Raw genomic sequence first — 23,811 nt, forward strand, 5'->3', positions numbered from 1 at the left:
CGGGTCGAGCTCGATCATCTGCCAGTCGATGAGGCTGGGGACGGGGGCGGGCAGGGCGGACTCGCCGGGGCCGGCGGCGAAATCCTGGGTGTAGCCAGCCGCCTTCACCGCGTCGAGCAGGGTGGGGGAGATGACGCCCCCGCTCTCGCGGGCCGCAGCAAGCGCGGCGGAGAGCACCGACCAGAGCGTGTCGCTCAGGGGCAGCCAGTAGCCGGCGTCCGCGTTCAGCCGGGAGAGCTCGCTGCTTGGCCGGAAGCGGCTGAGGCACTGCTCCCACTCCTCGAACCAACCCGGCACCTGCCGCAGCGCGGCGGCGGCCTCCTCGCCGTCCGCATCGATCACCGCCAGCATCTGACACCCCATCGCGCGAAACTCAAGCCGCTCCATGATCGCTGCTCCCGTTCGGTCTACGCCAGGCACGATGCCTGCTGCGCCCATATCATACCTGCTCTGGTTGTACCACGCCGAGATAAAGGAATGGTTGGAACGAGGTATATTCTTTGTGTAGTTTCGCGCAGGCGCCAGAGTATAAGCAACGTCAGCGGGCGAGTAAACTCGCGCCCGCAGGACCTGCGGACGACCGCCCACCTTCGTGGGCGGATCCGGCGTCGACGCAGGCCGACGCCCGGCGCGCAGCGCCTCATTGGCGCGACTTCCAGTCGCCAGCCGGGGGGCTAGGGACGTTGCACATGCCCTGGCGCAGGCGCTCGTCTGACTTGCGCAGATAGAATGGACATCGTATAATGCGCAGCGTTGCTCGGGGAGATGACGGAGCGGTTGAACGTGCTCGTCTCGAAAACGAGTAGGGTCTAAAAAGCCCTCGGGAGTTCGAATCTCCCTCTCCCCGCCAGCATTGCGCACAAGACGAGGCGGCAAGGCCACTGGTGGCCTTGCCGCCTCGTCTTGTGCGTCGCGATGCCGGCGCGCTCGCCGGCTGCCGCGCCGAGCGCGGCATGGCGATGGTATAATACCCCTCTAGCACGCCTTTGCTGCCGGGAGGACAACCCATGGCCCAACGCAAGCGACTCGCGCTGATCGACGGCCACGCGCTGGCCTTCCGCGCCTTCTTCGCCCTGAAGGACTCCGGCCTGCGCTCCTCGCGCGGCGAGCCGACCTACGCGGTCTACGGGTTTGCCCAGATCCTGCTCTCGATGATCCAGGAGCAGCGCCCTGAGTACGTGGCGATCTCCTTCGACGTGGGCCGCACCTTCCGCGACGACATGTACGCGGAGTACAAGGCCGGCCGGGCCGAGACGCCCGAGGAGTTCCACCCGCAGATGGAGCGCATCCAGGAGCTGTGCAGGGCCCTGAACCTGCCGATCTACACCGCCGACGGCTTCGAGGCCGACGATGTGATCGGCACGCTGGCCCGCCAGGCCACCGCCCTCGATGTGGAGACGCTCATCCTCACCGGCGACACCGACTCGCTCCAGCTGGTCGACGGCCACGTGCGGGTGATCCTGGCCAACCCCTACGGCCAGAAGACGACGACGACGATCTACGACGAGGAGAAGGTGCGCGAGCGCTACAAGGGCCTCGCCCCCAGCCAGCTGGCCGACCTGCGCGGCCTCAAGGGCGACACCTCGGACAATATCCCCGGCGTGAAGGGCATCGGCGAGGCCGGGGCGATCGCCCTGCTCAACCAGTTCGGCAGCGTCGAGAACCTCTACGAGCACCTGGCCGAGGCGCCCAAGCGCTACCAGAAGCCGCTCGACGGCCAGCGCGAGGCGGCGGTATTCAGCAAGAAGCTGGCCACCATCGTCTGCGAGGTGCCGACGGTGCAGCTGAGCCTTGAGGACTCCGCAGTCCACGACTACGACCGGGCGGCGGTGGTGCGGCTGTTCCAGGAGCTAGAGTTTGGCGCGAGCTCGGGCCTGCTGAAGAAGCTGCCCGGCGGCGGCATCGGCGCCTCGCCCGAGGCGCCGGCCCCCACATCTGCGCCCGCGCCCCCCGCCGGCGGCGTCGTCCAGCAGGATATGTTCGGCGAGGCGCTGCCGGACAGCCTGAGCGCGCCGGCCCCCGCCGCGCCCGCCGGGCCGGCCCAGCTCTCGCTCTTCGGCGACGTGGCCGCGCCCGCGCCGGCCCCCGCCGCGCCCAGCCGGCCCGCCCTCGGCGACTACCGGGCCGTCACCACGGAGGCCGAGCTCGATGCCCTAGCTCGCGCCCTTGAGGCCGCGCCCGGATTCGCCTTCGACACCGAGTCGACCGGCCTGCGGCCCTTCCAGAGCGCCCTCTGCGGGATCTCGATCGCCGTGAGCCCCGGCAGCGCGGTGTATGTGCCCTGCGGCCACGCCGAGGGGCCGCAGCTGCCCGCCGCGCAGGTCGTCGCCGCCCTCAGGCCCTTCTTCGAGGACTCGGCAAAGGCCAAGTATGCCCACAACGCCAAGTTCGACATTGAGATGCTGCTGGGCGCTGGGGTCGCCGTGCGCGGGCTGGCCTTCGACACCATGATCGCGGCCGCCCTGCTCGGCAAGCGAGCCGGCCTGAAGGATCTGGCCTTCTACGAGCTGGGCCTGCCGGACACGATGACGCCGATCGAGGAGCTGATCGGCCGGGGCAGCAAGCAGATCAGCTTCGACAAGGTGCCGGTGGCCCTGGCCACGCCCTACGCCGCCGCCGACGCCGACATGACCCTGCGCCTCGTGCGGGCCCTGGAGCCACAGCTGGCCGAGCACGAGCGGCTGGCCGACCTCTTCCGCCGGCTGGAGCTGCCCCTGGTGGACGTGCTGGTGAAGATGGAGCAGGCCGGGATCGGCCTCGACAAGCCCTACATGGAGGCGCTGGGACTGCGGCTGGGCGAGCGGATCGGCGAGATCGAGCAGGAGATCTACGGCATCGCCGAGCGGCCATTCAACATCAACTCCAGCGACCAGCTCAGCGACGTGCTCTTCGGCAAGATCGGCCTGCCCACCAAGGGCGTCCCGCTGACCGCGAAGACCAAGAAGTACTCGATCACCGCCGATGTGCTGGAGCAGCTGCGCGCCGAGGACACCAGCGGGATCTGCGAGCGTATCCTGGAGTACCGCCAGCTCTCCAAGCTCAAGTCCACCTATGTGGACGCGCTGCCCGACATGGTCAACCCAGCCACCGGGCGGGTACACACTTCGTATAACCAGGTAGGTGCGGCGACGGGGAGGCTATCGAGTTTGGATCCAAACTTACAGAACATACCAGTGCGAACCCAGGAGGGCCGCGAGATCCGGCGCGGCTTCGTGGCGGCACCTGGGCACCAGTTCATCGCCGCCGACTACTCGCAGATCGAGCTGCGCGTGCTGGCCTACATCACCAAAGACGCGAGCCTGGTGAAGGCCTTCCAGGAGGGCCAGGACATCCACGCCGCCACGGCGGCGCAGCTGTTCGGCGTGCCGATCAAGGAGGTAAATAAGGACCAGCGGCGGATCGCGAAGACGACCATATTCGGGATCGTGTATGGCATCAGCGCCTTCGGCCTGGCCCAGCGCACCGAGCTGAGCCGCACGGAGGCCCAGTCGATGATCGACGGGATCTTCGCCCGCTTCCCCGGCATCCGCCAGTACATTAGCGAGACCCTCGAGTCGGGCCAGGCCAATGGCTATGTCAGCACGCTGTTCGGGCGGCGGCGCGAGATGCGCGACCTGCAGACGAAGGGGCCGCGTCGGGCGGCGGCCGAGCGCGAGGCGATCAACGCGCCCATCCAGGGCAGCGCCGCCGACATCATGAAGATCGCTATGGTAGAGCTGTCACACGCCCTCGACAATCACGGCCTGCGCGCCCGCCTGCTGCTCCAGGTCCACGACGAGCTGATCCTGGAGGCGCCCGACGACGAGGTGGAGACTGTCAAGCAGCTGGTCCGCGAGGTGATGGAGCACGCCTACGAGCTGAAGTGGACCGACGATGACGGCCAGGAGCAACAGGTGCCGCTGGGGGTGGATGTGGAGGTCGGGCCGAACTGGGAGGAGATGGCGTAAAGTCTGGTATGCTATAGGGCGACGCCGGTGGCGTCGCCCTATAGCATACCGCGAGGATCTATGACCCACGAACGACCCACCGTCTCGGTGGTGGCGCCGGTCTATAACGAGGAGCAGCTGCTCGAGGAGTTCTGCCAGCGGGTGGCGGCGGCCCTGGAGCCGCTGGGCGAGCCCTTCGAGATCGTGCTGGTGAACGACGGCAGCCGCGACCGCTCGCCCGAGCTGATGCGCGCCATCCACGCGCGCGACCCGCGGGTGAAGGCGGTCTCCTTCTCGAAGAACTTCGGCCACCAGCTGGCGATCACCGCCGGCACCGACTACGCCCAGGGCCAGGCCGTGGTGGTGATCGACTCGGACCTGCAGGACCCGCCCGAGGTCATCCCCGAGCTGGTCGCCAAGTGGCGCGAGGGCTACGAGGTGGTCTACGCGGTGCGCGCCGAGCGCGAGGGCGAGACCTGGTTCAAGACCTTCACCGCCGCCCTGTTCTACCGCCTGATCGTCAAGATCACGAGCGTGAATATCCCGGTGGACACGGGCGACTTCCGGCTGATGGATCGCAAGGTGGTGGACACCCTGGCACGCATGCGCGAGCACCACCGCTTCATGCGCGGGCTCTCGGTCTGGGTCGGCTTCAAGCAGGCCGGCGTGCCCTACCGACGCCACGCCCGCAAGGCCGGCGACACCAAGTACCCGCTGCGTAAGATGCTCAAGTTTGCGCTCGATGGGATCACGAGCTTCAGCTACCTGCCGCTCCAGCTGGCCACCTACATGGGGTTCATCACCGCCACGCTCAGCCTGATCTTCCTGATCGCCGTCGTGGGGATGCGCCTGTTCTATGTGGGCGACCCGGTCGACTCGGCCTTCTACGGGCAGGCCAGCACCCTGGCGATGGTGCTCTTCATCGGCGCGGTGCAGCTGGTCTCGATCGGCATCATCGGCGAGTACGTGGGCCGGATCTACGACGAGGTGAAGGGCAGGCCGCTCTACATCGTGGCCGACGCACTCGGATTCGAGGATGCGGGCCGGCCCTACAGCCTGCGCGAGCGACAGTAGACTCATGCCCGTGGATGTGGCGGCGCTGCCGCCACATCCACGGGCATGAGGATTCTATGAAACCTTTAGCGTGTAGCGCGCGTATCATACGATGAGATGTGTGGGCTTCCGAGCATAGATAGCGATAGATGAGGGAAAGATGTCACAACGTGCCACGCCATCAAGAGGAGGAAGTATGGGCTCCAGAGCTGGTCTTATCGCCGGGCTTGTCGTCATCTTTGCGCTGGTCGGCGTCGGCCTGAGCACGATGAAGTTTGAGCAGATCGATGAGGGCGAGCGCGGGATCATCATCACCCAGGGCCGCGTCGAGGGCGTCCAGGAGCCGGGCCTGTTCTTCCGGCCCTTCGCCCCCTTCACCAGCATCTCAGTGGTGAACGTGCGCCGGCAGACGCGCACGGCCGCCCAGAATGTGGCCAGCAGCGACAAGCAGCTCTACGACATTGATATCCAGGTGGACTACAGCCGGCTCACCTCGCCCGAGGCCCTCCAGGCGGCCTACGGCGAGATCGGCGTCAGCGACGACCAGCTGAACGCCTTCCTAGACGGCTTCATCAACGACGCGCTCAAGAGCGCCAGCACCCAGTTTACGCTCGACCAGGCCCTCTCGGACCGCGGCAGCTTCGCCGACCGCATCCGCCAGTTCCTGACCACCCCCGCCGGCGATGGTCAGCGGCCCCCGGTGGACCAGCTCTACGTGCGGCTGGAGGCGGTCAAGGTGCTCGACATCAAGGTGGGCGACGCCTACGCCCAGCTGCTGGCCGAGAAGGCCAACCTGGAGGTGCAGATCGAGACGGAGGAGAAGCGCCGCCAGCAGATCGAGGCCCAGCAGAATAACAACCTGTTCCAGGCCGAGCAGGAGGCGACCGTGGCCCTGACCCGCGAGAAGGGCCAGACGGCGGCGTCGCTGGAGGCGGCCAACCGCGACGCACAGGTGCGGGCGATCGAGGGCAAGTACTGGCGCGAGAACCCCGAGCTCTACGAGCTGCGCAAGCGCGAGCTGATGGTGCAGATGCTCGACAACGGCAACATGTGGTTCCTCGACCCGAACACCAACGTGACCCTGCTGCTCAACCAGATGAGCAATGACAGCTCGGCGTCGTCGGTCATCCCGGTGCCCTCCCAGCCGCTCGCGCCGGTCACCCCGGTCGAGCCGGCCACCCCGGTGGAGCCGACAACCCCGTAGCATGTGTGCCAGGCGGGCACATGCCGCACTGGTTCTGCTGCGGCGCGGCTACGCCGCGCCGCAGCAGAACCAGTTTTTTTTATGGGAGATCTCCGCTCTCCCACACCCTCACTATCCCCGATCGAGGTCGGGCCGGAGCACCACGCTCTCCTGCTCGTTGGGGTCGGTGCGGGCGATCATGGCCACGGCCTCAGCGGGGTAGGGGTTGAAGGGCTGGTGGGGCACGCCGGCCGGGATGTAGAGGTACTCGCCGGCGTGGACTGCCATATGCTGCTCAAGCCGCTCGCCGTAGTACATCTCGGCCGTCCCGCTGATCATATAGATCGCCGTCTCGTGCTGCTCGTGCAGGTGGGGCAGCGCCCGCACGCCTGGCGGCATACGGAGCATATGCATGCAGATCGCCCGAGAGCCCACGCTCTCGGCGGAGATGCCGGCGAAATAGGTGAGGCCCTGCTTCCCAGCGTACACATCCTGCGAGCTGACAACCTGGCACGTTGGCGTCTGGGCGTCCCGCTCGGTAGCCATCGCGATCCTCCTCATGCTTGGGCGCACCATTGCGCCTGGCGCTGTGCTATGTCTGGCAGGATAGCCTACCAAGGCTGAGAGTGCAATCCGAGATCATTGCCGGTCGCGCGGCATCAGCCCACACGCTCGATCACGACAACTGGGATGACGCGCTCGGTGTTGCGCTGGTACTCGGCGAAGAACGGCATCTTCGCGGCCATCTGGTCGAAGAGCCGATCGCGCTCTGCGCCCTCGGGGAAACTGGCGCGGGCCACAAACTGCTCCGCGCCCACCTCGACCGTGACCTCAGGGTTGGCCAGCAGGTTGTAGTACCAGTCGGGGTTGCTTGGAGCGCCGCCCTTAGATGCGATGATCACGATGCGCTCACCGTCGGTGTTGTAGACGAGCGGGCTCGTGCGCGGCTGGCCGCTGCGGGCGCCGACGGTGTTCAGCAGCAGCATGGGCGCGCCGGCGAACTGGCCGCCGACGTTGCCACCGTTGGCGCGGAACTCTGCGATGATGGCCTGGTTGAAGTCGTTGGGGTTCGTCATCATATCTCCTAGATATAGATATCGTATCCTAGCGATAGTATCATTGTAGCGCAGATGATGTGCTAGCGTACGATACGCGAGAAAGGAATGTCCTTATGCAGAACGACCGACTCAGCCGCCTGCGGGCGGCCATGGGCGAGCGCGGGATGCCGGCGCTGCTGGTGAGCGCGCCCGCCAACCGGCGCTACATCAGCGGGTTCAGCGGCTCGAACGGCGCCCTGCTGATCACCGCCGAGGTGGCCCTGCTCTTCACCGACGGGCGCTACGTCATCCAGGCCGGGCGCGAGGCCCCCGCCTTCAGCCTGCGCGAGATCGTCAACCCCGGCCGCCCCCTGGCCGATCTGCTGGCCGAGGCGGCTGCGGAGCTTGACCTGCGCCGGGTGGGCTTCGAGGCGGCCCACGTCAGCGTAGCCGAGCACCGGGCGCTTGACAAGGCCCTGGCCAACGCGCCGGTGGAGCTGGAGCCGGCGATGGGCGTTGTCGAGGCGCTGCGCGAGGTGAAGGACGCCGGCGAGCTGGCCACCCTGCGCCGGGCGATCGCGATCACCGACGAGGCGATCACGTCGGTGATCCCGCAGCTGCGCCCCGAGATGACCGAGCGCCAGGCGGCCTGGATGCTGGAGGTCGCCATGCGCGAGCGGGGCGCCGACGCGCTCTCCTTCCCGATCATCGTCGCGGCGGGGCCGAACAGCGCCCTGCCCCACGCCCGCCCCGGCGACGCCCCCCTCGGACTGGGCCAGCCGATCGTGATCGACATGGGAGCCCTCGTCGGCGGCTACCACGCCGACCTGACCCGCACCGTCTGCCTGGGCGAGCCCGACGCGACGTTCCGCGAGATCTACGCCATCGTGCTGGAGGCCCAGCGCCGCGTGCTGGCGGGGCTGCGGCCGGGGCTGCGCGGCAACGCGGCCGACGCCCTGGCCCGCGATCACATCGCCGCCGCCGGCTACGGCGACGCGTTCGGCCACGGACTGGGCCACGGCGTCGGCCTGGACATCCACGAGGGGCCGTCGCTGCGGCGGGCCGCCACCCCCAACGGCTGCCGCGAGGCAGCCGTTTCCACATGTCACAGAGATGCAGTGCCGTGGGCCATATGTCCCCCAATCCACTGCTGTGGTACCATAGGCGCTCAGCTCGCCACACCCGCAGGAGCCCGCCGATGCCGTCCCTCCACCTGCCCGCCATGCTGCGGGCGCTACGCCACCGCAACTACCGGCTGCTGTTCTTCGGCCAGCTTGTCTCGATCGCCGGCGTCTGGATGCAGTCGACCGCCCAGGGCTGGCTGGTCAACCGCCTCACCGAGTCCACCTTCTGGCTCGGCATGGTCGCCGCAGCCCAGTCGCTGCCGGTGCTCCTGCTGTCGCTGTCGGCCGGGGCCATGGCCGACCGGGTGCCCAAGCGGACGCTGCTGCTGATCACGCAGGGCGCGGCCATGGCCTCGGCGCTGACCCTGGCGGCGCTGACGCTGACGGGGGTCGTGCAGGTCTGGATGGTGCTCGTGCTCGCGCTGGTGCTGGGGCTCGCGACAACCTTCGAGGGGCCGGCGCGACAGGCCTTCACGATCGACCTGGTGGGCCGCGAGGATCTGCTGAACGCGATCGGGCTGGACTCGACCATGTTCAACGGGGCGCGGGTGATCGGCCCGGCCCTGGCCGGCGTCGTGATCGCCAGCTTCGGCGAGGGTCCGGCCTTCCTCTACAACGGCCTGAGCTACGGCGCGGTCATCGCCGGCCTGCTGCTGATGCGTCTGCCGCCAAACACATCCGCGAGCGGCGGCGCGGCGCAGCGACGGCGGCTGCGCGACGGGCTCGGCTACATCGCGCACAACCCGCAGGCCCGGCTGATCATCGCCCAGCTGGCGGTGCTGTGCGTCTTCTGCCTGGCCTACATCCCGCTGCTGCCCTCCTTCGCCAGCGCCGTGCTCGGCGGCGACGCGATGACCTTCGGCGGGCTCGCGTCCAGCAACGCGGCCGGGGCGCTGGTGGCCGCGATCATGATCGCCGCCCTCGGCGACCGCCTGCCCAGGGTGCGGCTGCGCAGCGTGGCCCTGCTGGCCTACGCGCCCGTGCTGGCCGCCTTCACCCTCTCGCGATATGTGCCGCTCTCCATGCTCCTGCTGGCCATGGTCGGCTGGTGCGGCATCACCACGCTGACCCTCTCGAACACGCTGCTCCAGCTGATCGTGCCGGATGGGCTGCGCGGCCGGGTGATGGCGGTCTACCTGCTGCTGATCGGCGGCGTGGCCCAGATCGCCGGGCTGCTGCTGGGCAGCATCGCCCAGGTGGTCGGCGATGTGGCGCTAACCGTCAGGGTCTGGACGGCGATCGGCTGGTTTGTGCAGCTCGGGCTGCTGCTATCGCAGGGGCGGGCGCTGCGCGAGCCCGTGGAGGCGCCGCAGTAGTGCTGTAATACTTGTGCGATACAGTACAATAATAGCTTACCCATATCACTCGCCCTGCGCTATCCGCAATGCACTGTAGTAGAAAGAGCGTGCCCACCGATGCGCAAACACCTGCGTCTCACCCGCCTGCTGCTCGCCCTGGCCCTGCTGCTTGTGATCGCCGCCTGCGGCGACGAGCCCGCCGCCGATGCGCCCATCCCAGAGGACACCGCCGTCGCCGTCGCCCCAGCCGACGAGGAGCCCGCCCCCGCCGACGAGGAGCCCGCCCCCGCCGACGAGCCCACGGTCGCCCCGGAGCGGGGCGACGGGTCAGGCGCGTCAAGCGGCGCCGATGGCAGCGCCGACACCAGCGGCACCTACGCATCCGACCTCGGCTTCCGCCCCGACGCCAACGGCTTCTCGTTTGAGAACTACGGCGGCCAGGGCGAGACGAACCTCACCCCCAGCGACGTCCAGCGCCTGTTCGGCGACCAGGCCTGCGCCACGATCCAGGACGGCCAGTGCATCCTCACGCCGCCCGGCGAGCAGTGGCTCCAGCAGATCAACCAGGCCATGAACGGCGGCCACTGCGAGGGCATGGCCGTCCTCAGCAACCTGCTCTACACCGGCCAGGTCGATGCCAACAGCTTCGGGGCTGCCAGCACGCCCGAGCTCCAGATCGCCGGCAACGAGCCGCTCCAGCGCGAGATCGCCTACTGGTGGGCCACCCAGGCCACCCAGCCCGCCCGCTCGGGCATCGTCCAGCAGACTCCCAGCGGCGTGGTGAACACCCTGCTCACATCCTTCGCCGCCGGCCCCTCGGGCAGCGACCAGTACGCCCTGGGCATCTACAAGCGCGACTTCACCGGCGGCCACGCGATCACGCCCTACGCCGTCGAGGACCGCGGCAACGGCATCTACTGGATCCTGGTCTACGACAACAACTACCCCGGCCAGGCCAGGGCGGTTGAGGTGGACACCAACAACGACACATGGAGCTACTCGGGCTCGACCAACCCGGCCGAGGCCGAGGGCAACTACGAGGGCGACGCCTCGACCACCACGCTGGAGCTGGCCCCAATCGGGCCGCGCCTCGGCCAGCAGGAGTGCCCCTTCTGCCAGGGCCAGGCCTCGGCCCGCGCCGGCGGTATGATGCTCCAGGCCGGGCAGACCCAGTACAACGAGATCTGGCTGGAGGGCGACGCCGACCTGCTGATCACCGACGCCGAGGGCCGCAGCGTCGGATTCAGGGACGGCGTCTTCGTCAACGAGATCGACGGCTCGCTCTCGAACTCCAACAAGTTCGGGGTCAGCGTCTGGGACGAGAACGCCGAGCCGGTCTACTACATCCCGACCAGTATCGACTTCACGATCAGCATCGACGGCAGCCGGCTGACCGAGCCGTCCAACTCGACGGTGACGATGATCGGCCCCGGCTACGCCCTGGAGGTCAGCGACATCATCCTCGACCCGGGCCAGGTCGACACGCTCGACGTATCGCCCGACGGCAGCCTGCTCTCCTATCGCACCGAGAGCGGCGAGACGCCCTTCCTGCTGGTGGCCGTGGAGACCGACGCCGCCGACTACCAGTTCGGCGTCTACGGCGAGGCGATGGCCCCCGGCGAGGCGCTGAACCTCTCGCTCGACACCAAGGAGGGCTGGCTGAGCGTCGACTCGATCGATAACAGCGAGGCCGGCAGCTACAGCCTGGTGGTGGCCCGCTACGACGACACGGGCGAGCAGGTCTTCGGGGCCACGGGGATCGAGCTACAGCCCGACGATGTGGTCTACGTCGACTACCTGCTCTGGCCGGGCAACGGCGAGCCCATGGCGCTCGACGTGGACTACGGCGGCGACGGCACGGTCGATGAGACCCTGCAGGTGGACGATGTGACCGACGAGTTCGCCCAGTAGGCGCAGGGCTAGGCCTATGCCTTGATGCGTGTGCCAGTCCGGCACATGCGGCACTGGTTCTGCTGGGGAGCGGCTACGCCACTCCCCAGCAGAACCAGTTTTTTGTGGGAGAGCAAAGCTCTCCCACACCCTCACCCCCAGCGCTAGGCGAGCGCCTGCCGCCGCCGCAGGAAGACAAACGCGCCGCCCATGATCAGCAGCGCGACGCCGATCATCAGCCAGATGTTGTGGGCCACGATCGCGATCAGCACCGTCGCGCCCCAGATCGGGAAGGCCACCGCCAGGGTGACGAGGCCGATCAGGCAGCCGCCGGCCTGGCGGATCACCGGGAGGATCCCGACGGCCGCGTTGAGTGGGCCGAGCGCCATCGAGAGCCCGGCCCACATCATCAGCAGCGTGCCGATGCGGATGACCCAATCCATGATCGTGTCCTCCACCTGGAGCTGATTGATCGCCGCCGCCCGGTCGCCCTCAAGCGCGCGGTAGAGCCGGTCGCCCTTCTCGTTGCTGTAGGCAATGATCTGGCCGCCGCGCTGCATGCCGAAGGTGGTGAACGACTGGCCGGCTGGCAGGGCCTTGTAGGAGATGCGCACGTGGCCGATCTGCGGGTCGCTCAGCGAGCTGCGACCGATCAGCAGGTAGTTATCCTCCTGGCGGACGTTGCTCGTCGGGGCCACGATTGACGAATTGAGTTGGAGATCTTCCGCCGAGGGCAGATCCAGGCTCGCCATATCCAGCTCGTAGGCGCCGATGCTCCCATTGGCGGCGGTCATTGTGTCCGAGGTGAACTCCATCGCCGGGTTGCGGTGGCCGTTGGGGTACTCGAAGCTCGCCCCGCTCTGCGGCGACGCGGTCCACTCCTTGCGGTAGGTGTAGGTCGTCTCGGTGCGCGTGCCGCCGCCGGGCTCGTCGCGGGTCTTCGACTCCTCGTGCTCAACCCAGGCGTACATCTCGGCGACGCGCTCCAGAGTCAGGTAGGCGCGGCCGCAGGCCCTTCCGGCGCGGCTTCAGCCGCCCGCCCGCATGCAAGACGTTCCGTCACTCCCACGATCTGGTCGTTGTCCTTCTCCGCCTGACCGCTCCCGATATACTGGCTTGTTCGCCGCCGTTGGCCATAGTCGGAGATGAGGGGGTGGCGCGCATCCAGATAGCCGATCAGCTTGTCCAGCCACTCGGTTGTGCGGGCCTCGGGGCGGTAGGACTCCAGGCAGTTGATGGCGGCATCCACCTCGCCGCGCCAGAGGTGGCGATAGATCGTCCGCAGCAGCGTCTTCTTCGCCCGACGCCCGCGACAGAATATGCTGGCCCACTCGCTCAAAAAGGTCGCGCCGGTGCCACTGACATACCGGGTGCCTACGGTGGCCGTCACCCGTGTCGTGCGCAACATCCTTCCGGGTACACACCTCATCCTACCATACCGAGCCGAGCTTGACCCAGCGCGTATTCGCGCTAAGACACGGTTCGTAGCAGCTTTACAATTTAGCGCTGGCCATCCCTCACCCCCCAGCCCCCTTTCCCTTTGCGGCGAAGCCGCCCAAAACGCAACAAAAAGCGGAGTCTGGGGCGCAGCTCTCCTGCTTGACAGGCCCGGCGTGGGTGCGTATAATCCGCACACATATAGTCAGTTCTGACTATATGTGTGACAGGCATCACGACCCTATGCTCCCACTCTACCTCGCCCTCAAAGAGATGGCGCGCAACAAGCGGCGCTTCAGCGCCGTCTTCCTGATCGTCGCGCTGATCACGCTGCTGGTGCTGTTCACCTCGGCCCTCGGCGACGGCCTCTCGCTCGGGGCCAGCGAGTACTTCGACCGCATGGGCTCGGAGCTGGTCGTCTTCCAGAAGGATGTGGACTACCAGCTCCAGGCGAGCCGGCTCGGCCGCAGCCGGCTCAGCCAGATCCGGCGCGTCCCCGGCGTGGCGGCGGTTGGCCCGGTCGGGGTCAGCACGGCCGCGATCATCGCGGTCAACGGGGCGGCAACCGACGGCCTTGACGTGGCGCTGATCGGCGTCGAGCCGGGGGAGCCCGGCGCGCCCGCGGCCTACGCCGGCGAGGCGCTCAACGACAGCCGCGCCGCCCACGCCGTGCTCGACCGCCACGTCGTCGAGCGGCTGGGCATCCCGCTCGGGGCGACGATCACGCTCAAGGTGGTGCAGGGCATGGAGGAGCAGCTCTACGACCTGCGCGTGCAGGGCTTCGCCGAGGGCCGTAAGGTCAACTACATCCCCAGCATCTTCGTGCCCCTGCGCCGCTGGGAGCGCATCCGGCCCCAGGAGACGCCCGGCGGCAATGAGGGGGCCGACCTGCTCTTCAACATCGCCGCCGTGAAGCTCGACCAGACAGCGCCCCCGGACGCCGTGGCCGCCGCGATTGAGCGCACCGTCAGCCAGGTTGAGGTTACCGACCCGGTGACGGCCTACCGCACCACCCAGGGCTACAACGACATGCAGTCGACGATCAGCATGCAGCAGGGCTTCATGCTGCTGATCGTCGTGCTGATCGTCGGCAGCTTCTTCCAGATCCAGACGCTCCAGAAGGTGGCGCAGATCGGCATGCTTGAGGCGATCGGCGCATCCAGCCGCATGGTGATCACCACCCTACTGATCCAGATCATGATCACCTTGGTGGTCGGGCTGGCGATCGGCGGCGCGGTGATGTGGGCGATGGCCCAGGTGCTCCCTGCGACGGTGCCGATCGTCTTCAGCGGCACGAAGATCACGATCACCATCCTGTCGCTCTTCGCCGCCGGCCCGGCCGCCGCCATGGTCGCGGCGCGCACCATCCTGAAGATCGAGCCGCTGCGGGCGCTGGGCCTGAGCGGGTGAGAAGGCCAGCCCATGAGCACGCTTGAGACCCAGTCGGTCAGCAAGATCTACCACATGCAGGGCAGCGAGATCCGCGCCGTCGATGCGGTCTCGCTCCAGATTCAGCCCGGCGAGTTTGTCGCCCTGGCCGGGCCGAGCGGCTCGGGCAAGACGACAATGCTGGCGCTGCTGGCCGGCCTGCTGCACCCTGACGATGGCGAGGTGCTGATCAACGGGCGCAGCCTGCGCACGATGCGTAAGGCCGAGCTGGCCGCCTTTCGGCTGACTCACATCGGCTTCACCTTCCAGTCCAACAACCTTGTCCCCTACCTCACCGTCCGCGAGAATGTCGAGCTGATGCTGCGGCTCAACGGGGCGCTCGACCAGCAGGGCCGCGCCCGCGCCGTCGAGCTGCTGACCCGCCTGGACCTCGGCAAGCGGCTGGACAACCTGCCCTCGCAGCTCTCCGGCGGCCAGCAGCAGCGCGTGGCGATCGCCCGGGCGCTCGTCCACGAGCCGAGCATTGTCCTGGCCGACGAGCCGACGGCGAGCCTGGACACCAGCCGCGCGCACCAGGTGGTGAGCACTCTGGCCAACCTCATCCACGAGCAGGGCCGGGCCGGGGTGATGGTCTCGCACGACCTGCGCATGTGCGCCTACGCCGACCGGGTGCTGCACATGGAGGACGGGCGGCTGGTGGAGGAGGCCGTGACGGCGTAGAATAGCTTCCCGGAAGTTCGCAACTTCCGGGAAGCTATTCTACGCCCAGACGAGCGCCGCCAGCTGGCAGAGGGCGGTGCCGACGATCAGGCCGACGCTCCAGAATCCCAGGGCGTCCCAGCGCGCCGGGTCAGGCCAGCCGCGCGCCGCCTCGACCGCCAGCCAGATCGCTATCGGCGTCGCGCCCAGACCGGCCAGCGCCACCCGCCAGGGCAGCCCCCCGGCCACCAACAGCGGCAGTGCGGCATAGCCGGCGGCCAGCGCGGCAAGGTAGACCCAGGCCGCCCGCCGCCGGCCTAGTCGCACCACCAGGGTGTGCTTTCCCGCCAGCGTGTCCCCTTCCGCATCCGGCACATTCGCCGCGAGCAGCTGCATAAAGTCGAAGAGGCAGAGCGGCACCGCCAGCAGCAGCGGCAGCGGCGTGATAGCGCCCGCCTGGAGCACAAAGCCGACCATGCAGGTCATGCCGGGGATGAGCAGCGCCCCAGCGACCTCGCCCAGGCCGCGCCAGTTCAGGCGCAGCGGCGGGCTGCTGTAGGCCCAGGCCATGCCGATCGCCGCCAGCAGCACCCCCAGGCTTAGAGCCGGCGCGGGGCTAATCGCGGCAGCAATGACGGCGACAACCAGCGCCAGCACGGCGCATGTGATGGCGGCCAGCAGGCCCGCGCGCGGCGGGAGGCGGTCTTCGACCAGCACCCGGCTGCCGCCGGTCCAGCGGGTCGGCGTGCGGTTGAGCCGGTCGGCCTCCAGGTCGAAGTAGTCGTTGCTGTAGTGGGCCATCAGCTGGGCGGCGAGCACCGCCAGCAGCCCGGCGGCGGCGAGGGGCCAGCGCGGGGGCGCGCCGGCCGAGCGCGCGGCGGCCACCCCCAGCCCATAGAAGAGGGCGCCGCCGAGCAGGTGCAGCGGCCGGCCCAGGGCCAGCAGATCGACGGCGCGCGCACGCAGCGCCCCCGCGCCGCTCATCCGATCGCCCGCGTCAGCTCATAGAGGCTGAGCACGCCAAACTCGGCGTAGAAGATCGCCCAGAGGAACATATAGAAGCCGCTGATTGATGTCTGAGATCGCAGATCAACGCGCAGGCTGGCGAGCCAGAACAGCCCGATGATCGCCAGGTGGCTAAGCAGCAGAAAGAGCGCGCCGCCGCTCGGCAGGAGCAGCAGGGCCAGGAGGATCGGGATGCCGTAGCAGATGCTCAGGATGGCCCGGCCCAGGCCGAGCACCCGCTGCGGCCCCATGCTGGTGGTGAATGTCTCGATCTTATATAGCGCATCGCCCTTGCCATCTGGGAGGTCTTTATAGATCGCGATCACCAGGCCGAAGCCGAAGAAGAAGACGCCCATCATGGCCAGGGTGATCAGGGGCGGGCGCACCCCAAAGACCTGGCTGTAGTGCAGGGCCAGGCCGAGGTTCGACAGCACCCCGCGGGCGAAGGCGATGCTGATCGCCGCCGAGATCGGGCGGCGCTTGAGGCGCGCCGGCGGCAGCGAGTAGAGCGTGCCGATCAGCATGATCGGGGCCACGGTGAGCAGCAGGTAGGGCCCGGCGATCAGGGCGAGCGTCAGTGCCAGCACGCCCGCCGCCGCCACGATCACGCGGCCCTGGGCCATGCTCAGCCGCCCTCCGGCGAGCGGCAGCCATGGCTTATTCACCCGGTCGATGTCTACATCAGTGATCTGGTTGATCCCGACGACGTAGACGTTCAGCGACAGACAGGCCACCAGCGCCAGCGTGAGCGGGGCCACGGCGGCGGGGCCTGCCTGCCGGCCCGCCACGATCACAAAGATCGTGAGCACCTGAACGGTTGTGGCGATGATGGTATGGGGTCGGCCAAATGCGACCAGGGTGCGGAGCATACGCATAGCAATCCTTATGTATATACTACACTATATACGACCTTCTTCCCGTTAGCAAGTCCTATGCCCCATCATGCGAGCAGCATCGCCATGAGCGCGCCGTAGCGCGCGACGACAGGGGGAGCGGCGCATGCGCCGCTCCCCCTGTCGTGCGTCACCTTTTGCTAGATGTCAGTCCGTGGCGGTAGTGCTGCTCGGCGTGGGCCAGCGAAAGCGCTCCCCTGGCTCGCTCGCCTCTCCGCCGCTGATCGCAAGGTCACGAGTGTTCTTCTGCACCGTCACTGCGGCGAACATCGCGAGCACGAAGGCCATTGCGTAGAAGCCCTTCTCGCTCAACAGAAGCGAGGCGTTCCAGAGCCCGACGGCAAGGAGCGTGATCGTCAGGGCCACCGAGCTCCAGCTCAGCCCGAAATAGATCGGCGTCACCGGGACGCCTTCGAGGTGATCGCGGACACTCTTCTGCAGGGAGACCGCAGCGAACAACCCGTACATCAGGACGGTGAAGTAGTAGCCCTTCTCACTCAGCGGCATGCCAGCGTTCCATAGGCCCACCAGGTAGGCGGTAATCCCTGCGAGGAGTGCGGCCCAAGATGCTAAAACGAAGGCACTTGACGGCTTCTGCGGTATGGTGCTCATTGGTAGTGCTCCTCTCCTGTTACAGTTATATGTGTACCTGGACACACTATAACGAGGCGAGCAGCAGAACCTATGGATCGAAGGGTGAAGCGTGAGGTGTGACGAGATACGGCAGCACGCAGTTCACCGTGATCGAGGTGCTCCCGCAGGTGTGTGGGGCGGCTGTCCCTCTATCACGGGAGCGGCTCCAAAAACAGCACATCGTCGGATGATCGCTCGGCGCTCCAGCCCTCTCCCGCATCTCCGCCTATGCGCCACCAGGTCAGGCCATCGACCTGAGCTGGCCCCTCGATGACGGTCACCTCGCTGCCCTCGGGGAAGCGTGCCACAACGCGGATGGAGCCGGCCAGCCCAGGCGCGGCGCGCGCGCGCAGAGATGAATCATTGACGTTCACCACGCGGGCGCGCCCAGGACATAGGAGCCTCCATAGTATGACCGATAGGCGCGGCCTGAGGCCGCACCACTGTCTATTATACGCCTGTGCCGCCAATAAAGTTGCCGTTGCCGGCTTGCCGGCGGTGAGGGCAAGACTCTGTAAGAGGCTAGCGTATACTAAGGGAGTGATCCCGCCTGATCATCACGCCTGCGCCGGAGCCCTGTCATGCGCGAACAGATTCGATCACATCTCCAATATAAGCTGATGCTGGGATTCAGCATGGTGCTGCTCCCTGCGCTGGCGCTGATCTCGCTCTACACCCAGATCAGCACCCGCGATATCCTGATCTCGCGCACGCATGACGAGCAGATGCGGCTGGCCACCACGCGCGCATCAGCCGCCGAGGACGTGCTGGCCGATATCGGCACCGATCTGCTGCTCCTCACCAGAGATTCGGCGGTCATTCGCGTCAGCCAGGGCGACGCGGCCGCACACAGCGAGATCGGCGAGCGCTTTCTCAGCTTCCTGGCCCGCTCGGGGCGGCGCTATATCAGGCTCTGTCTGACCGACGAGGGTGGGGACGATCTGATCTGCGCCCGCATGGACGCGGGCAAGCCCACGCTCGCGACTGTGACTCCGCCCGATCCCCAACCCCAGACGTATCCCGAGGCTCCGGCCGGGGGGCCGCGCGACCGGCCACAGATGCATATTGATCTGATCCGGCAAGCATCGCCCCAGGGCGTTGGCGACATCCCCTCACCCGTGCTGCGCTACCGCATCGCGCTGCGCACCGAGTCAGGCGCCGGCGGCGGCCAGATCATCCTTGATGTCGCCAGCCAGCCGATCTTCGATCTGCTGATCGATCCTGCGCCCCTGACCCAGACCACGATCATCGACCAGCGCGGCACCTACATCCTCGGCCCCGCCACCGGCAGCCTGCTCAGCGATCGCCCCGACAGCGCCGCGCTGATCCTCAGCCGGCCTGGCGGGACGATCCTGGGCGCGGATGACAGCCCCGACGCCTTCACCACCTACTATGAGGTGCGGCTCCCCGATCAGGGCGCGCACGGCTGGGTCATCATCTATGAGCGGCCGCTCGCCGCCATCCTGGCCCCGATCAATCAGGCGCGGCTGGTGAACATTGCGCTCACCGCCGCCCTACTCATTGTCGGCCTGCTCATCACCTACCTGCTGACCCGCAGCATTGTGCGCCCGGTGCGCGCACTGGCCGCCGCCGCAGAGCGGGTGGGCGCCGGCGATCTGAGCTTCCCCATCGCCACCGACAGCCACGACGAGATCGGCGCCCTGGCCCACACCCTCGACCGCACCGTCGCCCGGCTGCGCGCCACGCTTGAGAGCGCCGATTCCCGCCGGCGCGAGGCCGAGACTCTCTACACCACGGCCATCGCCCTTAGCTCCACCCTCGACCTGCACCAGCTGCTCGGCCGCATCCTCAATGAGCTGCTGGCGGTGGTGCCCTACGACAGCTCGACCGTGCAGTTGGTGCGCGGCGACCAGGTGGAGATCATCGGGGCCTACGGGCTGGCGCGGCCCGAGCGGCTGATCGGCACCACTTTCCCGATCCACGGCGAGGGGCCGAACGCCGAGGTGGCGCAGCGGCGCACCACCCTGATCCTCGATGACGCGCCGAATGTCTACGCGCACTTTAACGAGGAGCCCTACCGGGCCGACCCCATCCGCAGCTGGATGGGGATCCCCCTAATCTTCGGCGAGCGACTGATCGGCATGATCACCATCGACAAGTACGAGCCGGGCTTCTACACCCCTGAGCACGCCCGGATCGCCAGCGCGTTCGCAGCCCAGGCGGCGATCGCCCTGGAGAACGCCCGGCTCTACGAGGCCATCCGCGACGAGCTGGCCGAGCGGCGGCTCAGCGAGCAGGCCCAGACGCGCCTGCTCGCCATCCTAGAGGCCACCACCGACGTGGTCGGCAGCGCAGACACCCAGGGCCGCCTCCTCTTCCTCAACAGCGCCGGTCGGCGGATGCTCGGCCTCGACGAGCATGCGGATATTGTCGGGCTCCCGATCCGCAGCTTTCTGCCCGATGAGTCGCTGGCGCAAATCCTCACGGTGGGCGCGCCTGCCGCAATACGCGACGGCATCTGGTCGGGCGAGCTCACCCTACGGCGCGAGGACGGGAGCGAGATCCCGACATCCCAGGTGATCATCGCCCACCGCGACGCAGAGGGCAACCCCGAGTACTTCTCGACCATTGTGCGCGACATCAGCGAGCGGCTGCGCGCCGAGGAGCAGCTGCGCCAGGCCCAGAAGATGGAGGCGGTGGGCCGCCTGGCCGGCGGGGTCTCCCACGACTTCAACAATATCCTCACGGTGATCATGGGCGAGTGCGACCTGATGCTGCACGGGCCGGGGCTGAGCCCCGAGCTACGCGAGGGCCTCGATCAGATCCACCAGGCCGGCACCCGCGCCGCCGCCCTCACCCGCCAGCTGCTCGCCTTCAGCCGCCGCCAGGTGCTCCAGCCCACGACGATCAACCTCAATACGATCATCACCCCCATCGAGCAGATGCTGCGCCGTCTGATCGGCGAGGATGTGATACTCCAGACCTACCTGGCCGATGATCTGGCCACAGTGCGGGCCGACCCCAGCCAGATCGAGCAGGTGATCTTGAACCTCTGCATCAATGGCCGCGATGCGATGCCCCAAGGCGGCAGGCTCTCGCTCACCACCGCCAATGTGGCCGTTGGGGAGGGGGGAGACCACGATCTGATGCCAGGCGACTACGTGCTGCTGACGGTACACGACACTGGCTCTGGGATCGAGGATTCCGCCCGCGAGCATATCTTCGAGCCCTTCTTCACCACCAAGCCCCGGGGCAAAGGAACTGGGCTCGGGCTGGCCACCGTCCACGGGATCATCCAGCAGAGCGGCGGGGCGATCTTTTTCAGCAGCACCCTCGGCCAGGGCAGCAGCTTCCATGTGTACCTGCCAGCTGTGGCCGGGCCGAGCGCGGCAGCGCGCCCCCTCTCCCGCGCCCGCCCGCCCATCGCCCACGTCGCCGTGGTGCTGCTCGTCGAGGATGATGACCGGGTGCGCCGGCTCGCCCGGCAGATCCTGGCCGATCACGGCCTCACCGTGATCGAGGCCGCCGATGGGGCGGGCGCCCTCCGTATCTGCACGCAGCACCAGGGACAGATCGACCTGCTGCTCAGCGATATCGTCATGCCCGGCGGGATCAACGGAGTCCAGCTCGCCGCCCGCATCCGCGCAAGTCACCCGATGATCAAGGCGATCCTGATGTCGGGCTACACCGACAACGCCCTCGCAAGCGCGGGCAGCATCCCCCCCGAAACCCACTTTCTCCAGAAGCCCTTCAGCACCTCCGATCTTCTGGAGAAAGTCTACGAGGCCCTCGCCATTGAGGCCTGATCACCCGCGCTCCCACACAAACACTGATGGTGCTGCGGCGCGGCGTAGCCGCAGCACCATCAGTGCAGCATGTGCCTGCTGGGCACAAAAAATCAGGTCTGGGGCTGCGCCCCATGCGCATCAAGTGTAGAGCTGCCGCCCTAAAAACCGGTGTTGTTTTGTCCAAGATGGCCAGCTTCGCTGGCCATCTTGGACAAAACAATAAGAAATTGTTAGACAAGGTTTCAGAAGGGCCGAATCAAAGGTGACAACCGTTTAGTAGCCTGTGAGAGATGACACAAGAAATACCTACCGCCTTCCCCCCGCCGCGCTAGGCGCGATGTTCAACCTCCCGGCCCCCCTATCGCGATAGACTACTGGCCGATAACACCATGTGGCACGCTGGACCCTGTACCTCTGCCTTAGCTCAAGGAGCTTTACATGCAGCCGCCGCGACATCTCGCCCGCCTCATTACCCTCGCAGTGCTTCTCTGTGCAGCTGTGGGCTTCGCCGGCCAGAGCACCTACGCTCGCGGCGACGCCAACGCGCAGACACCGACCGCCGCCGGAATCAGCTTCGGCAACCCTAACGCCCTCACGGTGACAGTGGCCGCCGGCGATGACTTTGCGACCAATGTGCTGGGCGACGCCTGGGACATGAACGTGGCCCGCGACCTCGGCTACGAGATCGCATTCCACAACATCAGCGCCAGCAACGGCATCTGGTCGGGCACCTATAGCGGCGTCGAGCAGGCATCGGGCACGGCCTCGACCGGCTACGTCTTCCCGCTCTTCCAGGGATTCAGCACGCCGATAGGCGGCCAGCTGAGCCAGGAGCTGATCGTCAATAAGATCGGCGCCAGCGACAGGTACGCGATCAACGCCGCCAAGTACACCCGGCTCTCCTACCGCATGTCGGTCAGCCCGCGCGACAACAGCCGCCCGATGGCGGTCTACTGGACGACGGCCAAGCCGGTGACCTGGCCCACAAATAACAACTATTTCGCGCGGACCGACGCCTGCCAGGGGACGACCGCCTTCTTCCCCTGGAGCGGCTGGCACGTCTATAACTTCGACATGACTCAGCAGAACGGCGCTGCCGGCAACAATGCCGGCGCGTGGGCGGGCACAGTGCGCGGCCTGCGGATCGACCCGTCGATCGTGAACGCGGCCGGCACCCAGGTCAAGATCGACTGGATCCGGCTGAGCGACCCCAGATCAGCGCCGACCATCTCCATCCCCTGGAATATCACCGGCGCTGAAGCCAACGACCGGGTCGACATCTACGTGGCCGATAACGCCGCCGGCACCGATGCCGCCCCGATCGCCTACGGCATCCTGGCCAGCGCGGGCAAGTACGATCTGCCCACCAGCATCCTGCCTCCTGGCCAGCACTACTTCCAGCTACGGCTCAAGGATAAGGTGGAGAACGGCTGCACCGTCAGCAAGAGTGTCAGCGCCTGGGTTGGCCCGCTCACCATCGCAGACGAGCCGGTGATCACCTTCGCCAAGCCGAGCATGACCAGCGGCCCCGACTATGCGACCGAGGTGCTTAATCAGCCCTGGGACATGTCGGGCAGCGACGATATCGTGACGCCTGGGGCACCCTACCCGCAGACGATCGCCAACGCCACCTATAGCAACGGTATCTTCAGCGCAAGGGCCATTATCAATGCTCCGCAGACCGAGTCCGACTCGCAGATCTGGCTGCACGTCGACCCGAGCCGCCCGATCAACTCCAACCGCTACCGCTACTTTACGGTGCGCCTGAAGGTTGATATGCCAGCTGGCCGAGATATCAACTGGGCGATCAGCAACGGGTGGGGTGGGCGCGTGATCTGGTGGAACACCGGCATCCAGACCGATGGCTCCGAGAGTAAGTACGGCACCTACTATGAGGGCTGGCGCAACTACTCGGTCGATCTGGCCCAGGCCGTGCCGCCGCTGCCGCTCTCCAACCTGGCCCAGGCCGACAATATCCTGACGCCGCGTGAGCAGAACAGCTTCCCAGCCCAGCGCGGCTGGACGCAGCTCGGCAGCGTGAGCTACCTGCGCTTCGACCCGCTGGAGACGATGCAGGCGGCGGTCGGCACAGGGGCCGACATCTTCTCGATCGACTGGGTGACGCTCACCGCCAACGATGAGGTCAAGCGGGGTCAGATCTTCCGGATCGAGGCTGGCGTGAATGTGACGCCCTCGTCGCTCCAGAGCATCACCTACTACTACACCACCAGCCGCAGCCAGCCGACCCAGTCCCCGGCGCTGAGCGCCGCGCAGACGGCGGCGGCGCCGGCGCCCCAGGCGGCCACGAATACGGTCTACCTGCCTATGGTGACGATCCCGACGCTCAACCCGGTGGCCGGCAATCCGCTGGCCTATAACTGGGACACCTCCGGCGTCGCGCCGGGGACCTACTACATCTGTAGCGTCGCCAACACCGGCACGAACACGGCGACCTACTGTAGCGATACGCCCGTGGTTGTGCTGCCCTGATCCTC

General features: G+C 67.3%; 18 protein-coding genes, 1 tRNA gene and 1 pseudogene. 11 read left to right on the forward strand and 9 right to left on the reverse strand.

Features of this window, described 5'->3' with window-relative positions; translation table 11 throughout:
- The coding region (locus K2Z83_RS14860) for an FAD:protein FMN transferase (protein ID WP_220595978.1) at nt 1-387 on the reverse strand (387 nt) is incomplete at its 3' end.
- 372 nt (nt 388-759) lie between these two features.
- On the opposite strand from K2Z83_RS14860, the gene K2Z83_RS14865 reads away from it, so the two are divergent.
- The 4 genes from K2Z83_RS14865 (at nt 760) to K2Z83_RS14880 (ending at nt 6,183) form a co-directional block, all read left to right on the forward strand.
- A tRNA-Ser gene (locus tag K2Z83_RS14865) sits at nt 760-850 on the forward strand.
- Between the two features lie 157 nt (nt 851-1,007).
- A complete protein-coding gene (polA, locus tag K2Z83_RS14870; protein WP_220595979.1) occupies nt 1,008-3,947 on the forward strand; it encodes a DNA polymerase I in 2,940 nt (979 codons plus the stop codon).
- Nucleotides 3,948-4,007: 60 nt separating this feature from the next.
- Complete coding sequence (locus tag K2Z83_RS14875; RefSeq protein ID WP_220595980.1) at nt 4,008-5,000, forward strand: glycosyltransferase family 2 protein; 993 nt, start codon at nt 4,008-4,010, stop codon at nt 4,998-5,000.
- Between the two features lie 175 nt (nt 5,001-5,175).
- Complete coding sequence (locus tag K2Z83_RS14880) at nt 5,176-6,183, forward strand: SPFH domain-containing protein (RefSeq protein ID WP_255604003.1); 1,008 nt, start codon at nt 5,176-5,178, stop codon at nt 6,181-6,183.
- Between the two features lie 111 nt (nt 6,184-6,294).
- On the opposite strand, the gene K2Z83_RS14885 is transcribed toward K2Z83_RS14880, so the two are convergent.
- Nucleotides 6,295-6,708 (reverse strand): cupin domain-containing protein, encoded by a 414-nt coding sequence (locus tag K2Z83_RS14885; protein WP_220595982.1) that lies wholly within the window; start codon nt 6,706-6,708, stop codon nt 6,295-6,297.
- 113 nt (nt 6,709-6,821) lie between these two features.
- Nucleotides 6,822-7,241, reverse strand: coding sequence for a nitroreductase family deazaflavin-dependent oxidoreductase (locus K2Z83_RS14890; protein ID WP_220595983.1), 420 nt, complete (start codon nt 7,239-7,241; stop codon nt 6,822-6,824).
- A 92-nt stretch (nt 7,242-7,333) separates the two neighbouring features.
- Here K2Z83_RS14890 and K2Z83_RS14895 point away from each other — a divergent pair.
- The 3 genes and pseudogenes from K2Z83_RS14895 to K2Z83_RS14905 form a co-directional block, all read left to right on the forward strand.
- A pseudogene (locus K2Z83_RS14895) lies at nt 7,334-8,251 on the forward strand (M24 family metallopeptidase); the annotation flags it as partial.
- Between the two features lie 170 nt (nt 8,252-8,421).
- Nucleotides 8,422-9,639 (forward strand): MFS transporter, encoded by a 1,218-nt coding sequence (locus K2Z83_RS14900; protein ID WP_255604020.1) that lies wholly within the window; start codon nt 8,422-8,424, stop codon nt 9,637-9,639.
- A 99-nt stretch (nt 9,640-9,738) separates the two neighbouring features.
- Nucleotides 9,739-11,532 carry a hypothetical protein gene (locus K2Z83_RS14905; RefSeq protein WP_220595985.1) on the forward strand — a complete coding sequence of 598 codons (1,794 nt, stop codon included), beginning with the start codon at nt 9,739-9,741 and terminating at the stop codon, nt 11,530-11,532.
- A gap of 143 nt (nt 11,533-11,675) precedes the next feature.
- Here the strand turns inward: K2Z83_RS14905 and K2Z83_RS14910 are convergent, their stop codons facing one another.
- Both K2Z83_RS14910 and K2Z83_RS14915 read right to left on the reverse strand, forming a co-directional pair.
- Entirely contained in the window at nt 11,676-12,482 is an 807-nt protein-coding gene (locus K2Z83_RS14910; protein ID WP_220595986.1) for a TMEM43 family protein, read from the reverse strand.
- Between the two features lie 20 nt (nt 12,483-12,502).
- The gene (locus K2Z83_RS14915) at nt 12,503-12,919 is read right to left on the reverse strand and encodes a hypothetical protein (protein WP_220595987.1); all 417 of its coding nucleotides are present in this window, start codon (nt 12,917-12,919) and stop codon (nt 12,503-12,505) included.
- Nucleotides 12,920-13,191: 272 nt separating this feature from the next.
- Between K2Z83_RS14915 and K2Z83_RS14920 the strand changes: the two genes are divergently transcribed.
- The gene (locus K2Z83_RS14920; protein ID WP_220595988.1) at nt 13,192-14,358 is read left to right on the forward strand and encodes an FtsX-like permease family protein; all 1,167 of its coding nucleotides are present in this window, start codon (nt 13,192-13,194) and stop codon (nt 14,356-14,358) included.
- Nucleotides 14,359-14,370: 12 nt separating this feature from the next.
- A complete protein-coding gene (locus K2Z83_RS14925) occupies nt 14,371-15,057 on the forward strand; it encodes an ABC transporter ATP-binding protein (protein ID WP_220595989.1) in 687 nt (228 codons plus the stop codon).
- Nucleotides 15,058-15,096: 39 nt separating this feature from the next.
- Here K2Z83_RS14925 and K2Z83_RS14930 read toward each other — a convergent pair whose 3' ends face one another.
- The 4 genes from K2Z83_RS14930 to K2Z83_RS14945 form a co-directional block, all read right to left on the reverse strand.
- Nucleotides 15,097-16,020 (reverse strand): prenyltransferase, encoded by a 924-nt coding sequence (locus K2Z83_RS14930; protein ID WP_220595990.1) that lies wholly within the window; start codon nt 16,018-16,020, stop codon nt 15,097-15,099.
- On the reverse strand, nt 16,017-16,916 hold the full coding sequence (locus tag K2Z83_RS14935; RefSeq protein ID WP_220595991.1) for a homogentisate phytyltransferase: 900 nt from the start codon (nt 16,914-16,916) through the stop codon (nt 16,017-16,019). Before K2Z83_RS14935 ends, K2Z83_RS14930 begins: the two co-directional genes overlap by 4 nt.
- Before the next feature lie 165 nt (nt 16,917-17,081).
- Nucleotides 17,082-17,546 (reverse strand): inner membrane protein YiaA, encoded by a 465-nt coding sequence (gene yiaA, locus K2Z83_RS14940; RefSeq protein WP_220595992.1) that lies wholly within the window; start codon nt 17,544-17,546, stop codon nt 17,082-17,084.
- 173 nt (nt 17,547-17,719) lie between these two features.
- On the reverse strand, nt 17,720-17,941 hold the full coding sequence (locus tag K2Z83_RS14945) for a hypothetical protein (protein WP_220595993.1): 222 nt from the start codon (nt 17,939-17,941) through the stop codon (nt 17,720-17,722).
- 207 nt (nt 17,942-18,148) lie between these two features.
- On the opposite strand from K2Z83_RS14945, the gene K2Z83_RS14950 reads away from it, so the two are divergent.
- Entirely contained in the window at nt 18,149-21,334 is a 3,186-nt protein-coding gene (locus tag K2Z83_RS14950; RefSeq protein ID WP_220595994.1) for an ATP-binding protein, read from the forward strand.
- A gap of 420 nt (nt 21,335-21,754) precedes the next feature.
- Nucleotides 21,755-23,806: a hypothetical protein gene (locus tag K2Z83_RS14955; RefSeq protein WP_220595995.1), complete on the forward strand. Its 2,052-nt coding sequence runs from the start codon at nt 21,755-21,757 to the stop codon at nt 23,804-23,806.
- Nucleotides 23,807-23,811 lie beyond the last annotated feature (5 nt).

This window comes from Oscillochloris sp. ZM17-4 (genome assembly GCF_019599295.1).
Lineage (GTDB): Bacteria > Chloroflexota > Chloroflexia > Chloroflexales > Chloroflexaceae > Oscillochloris.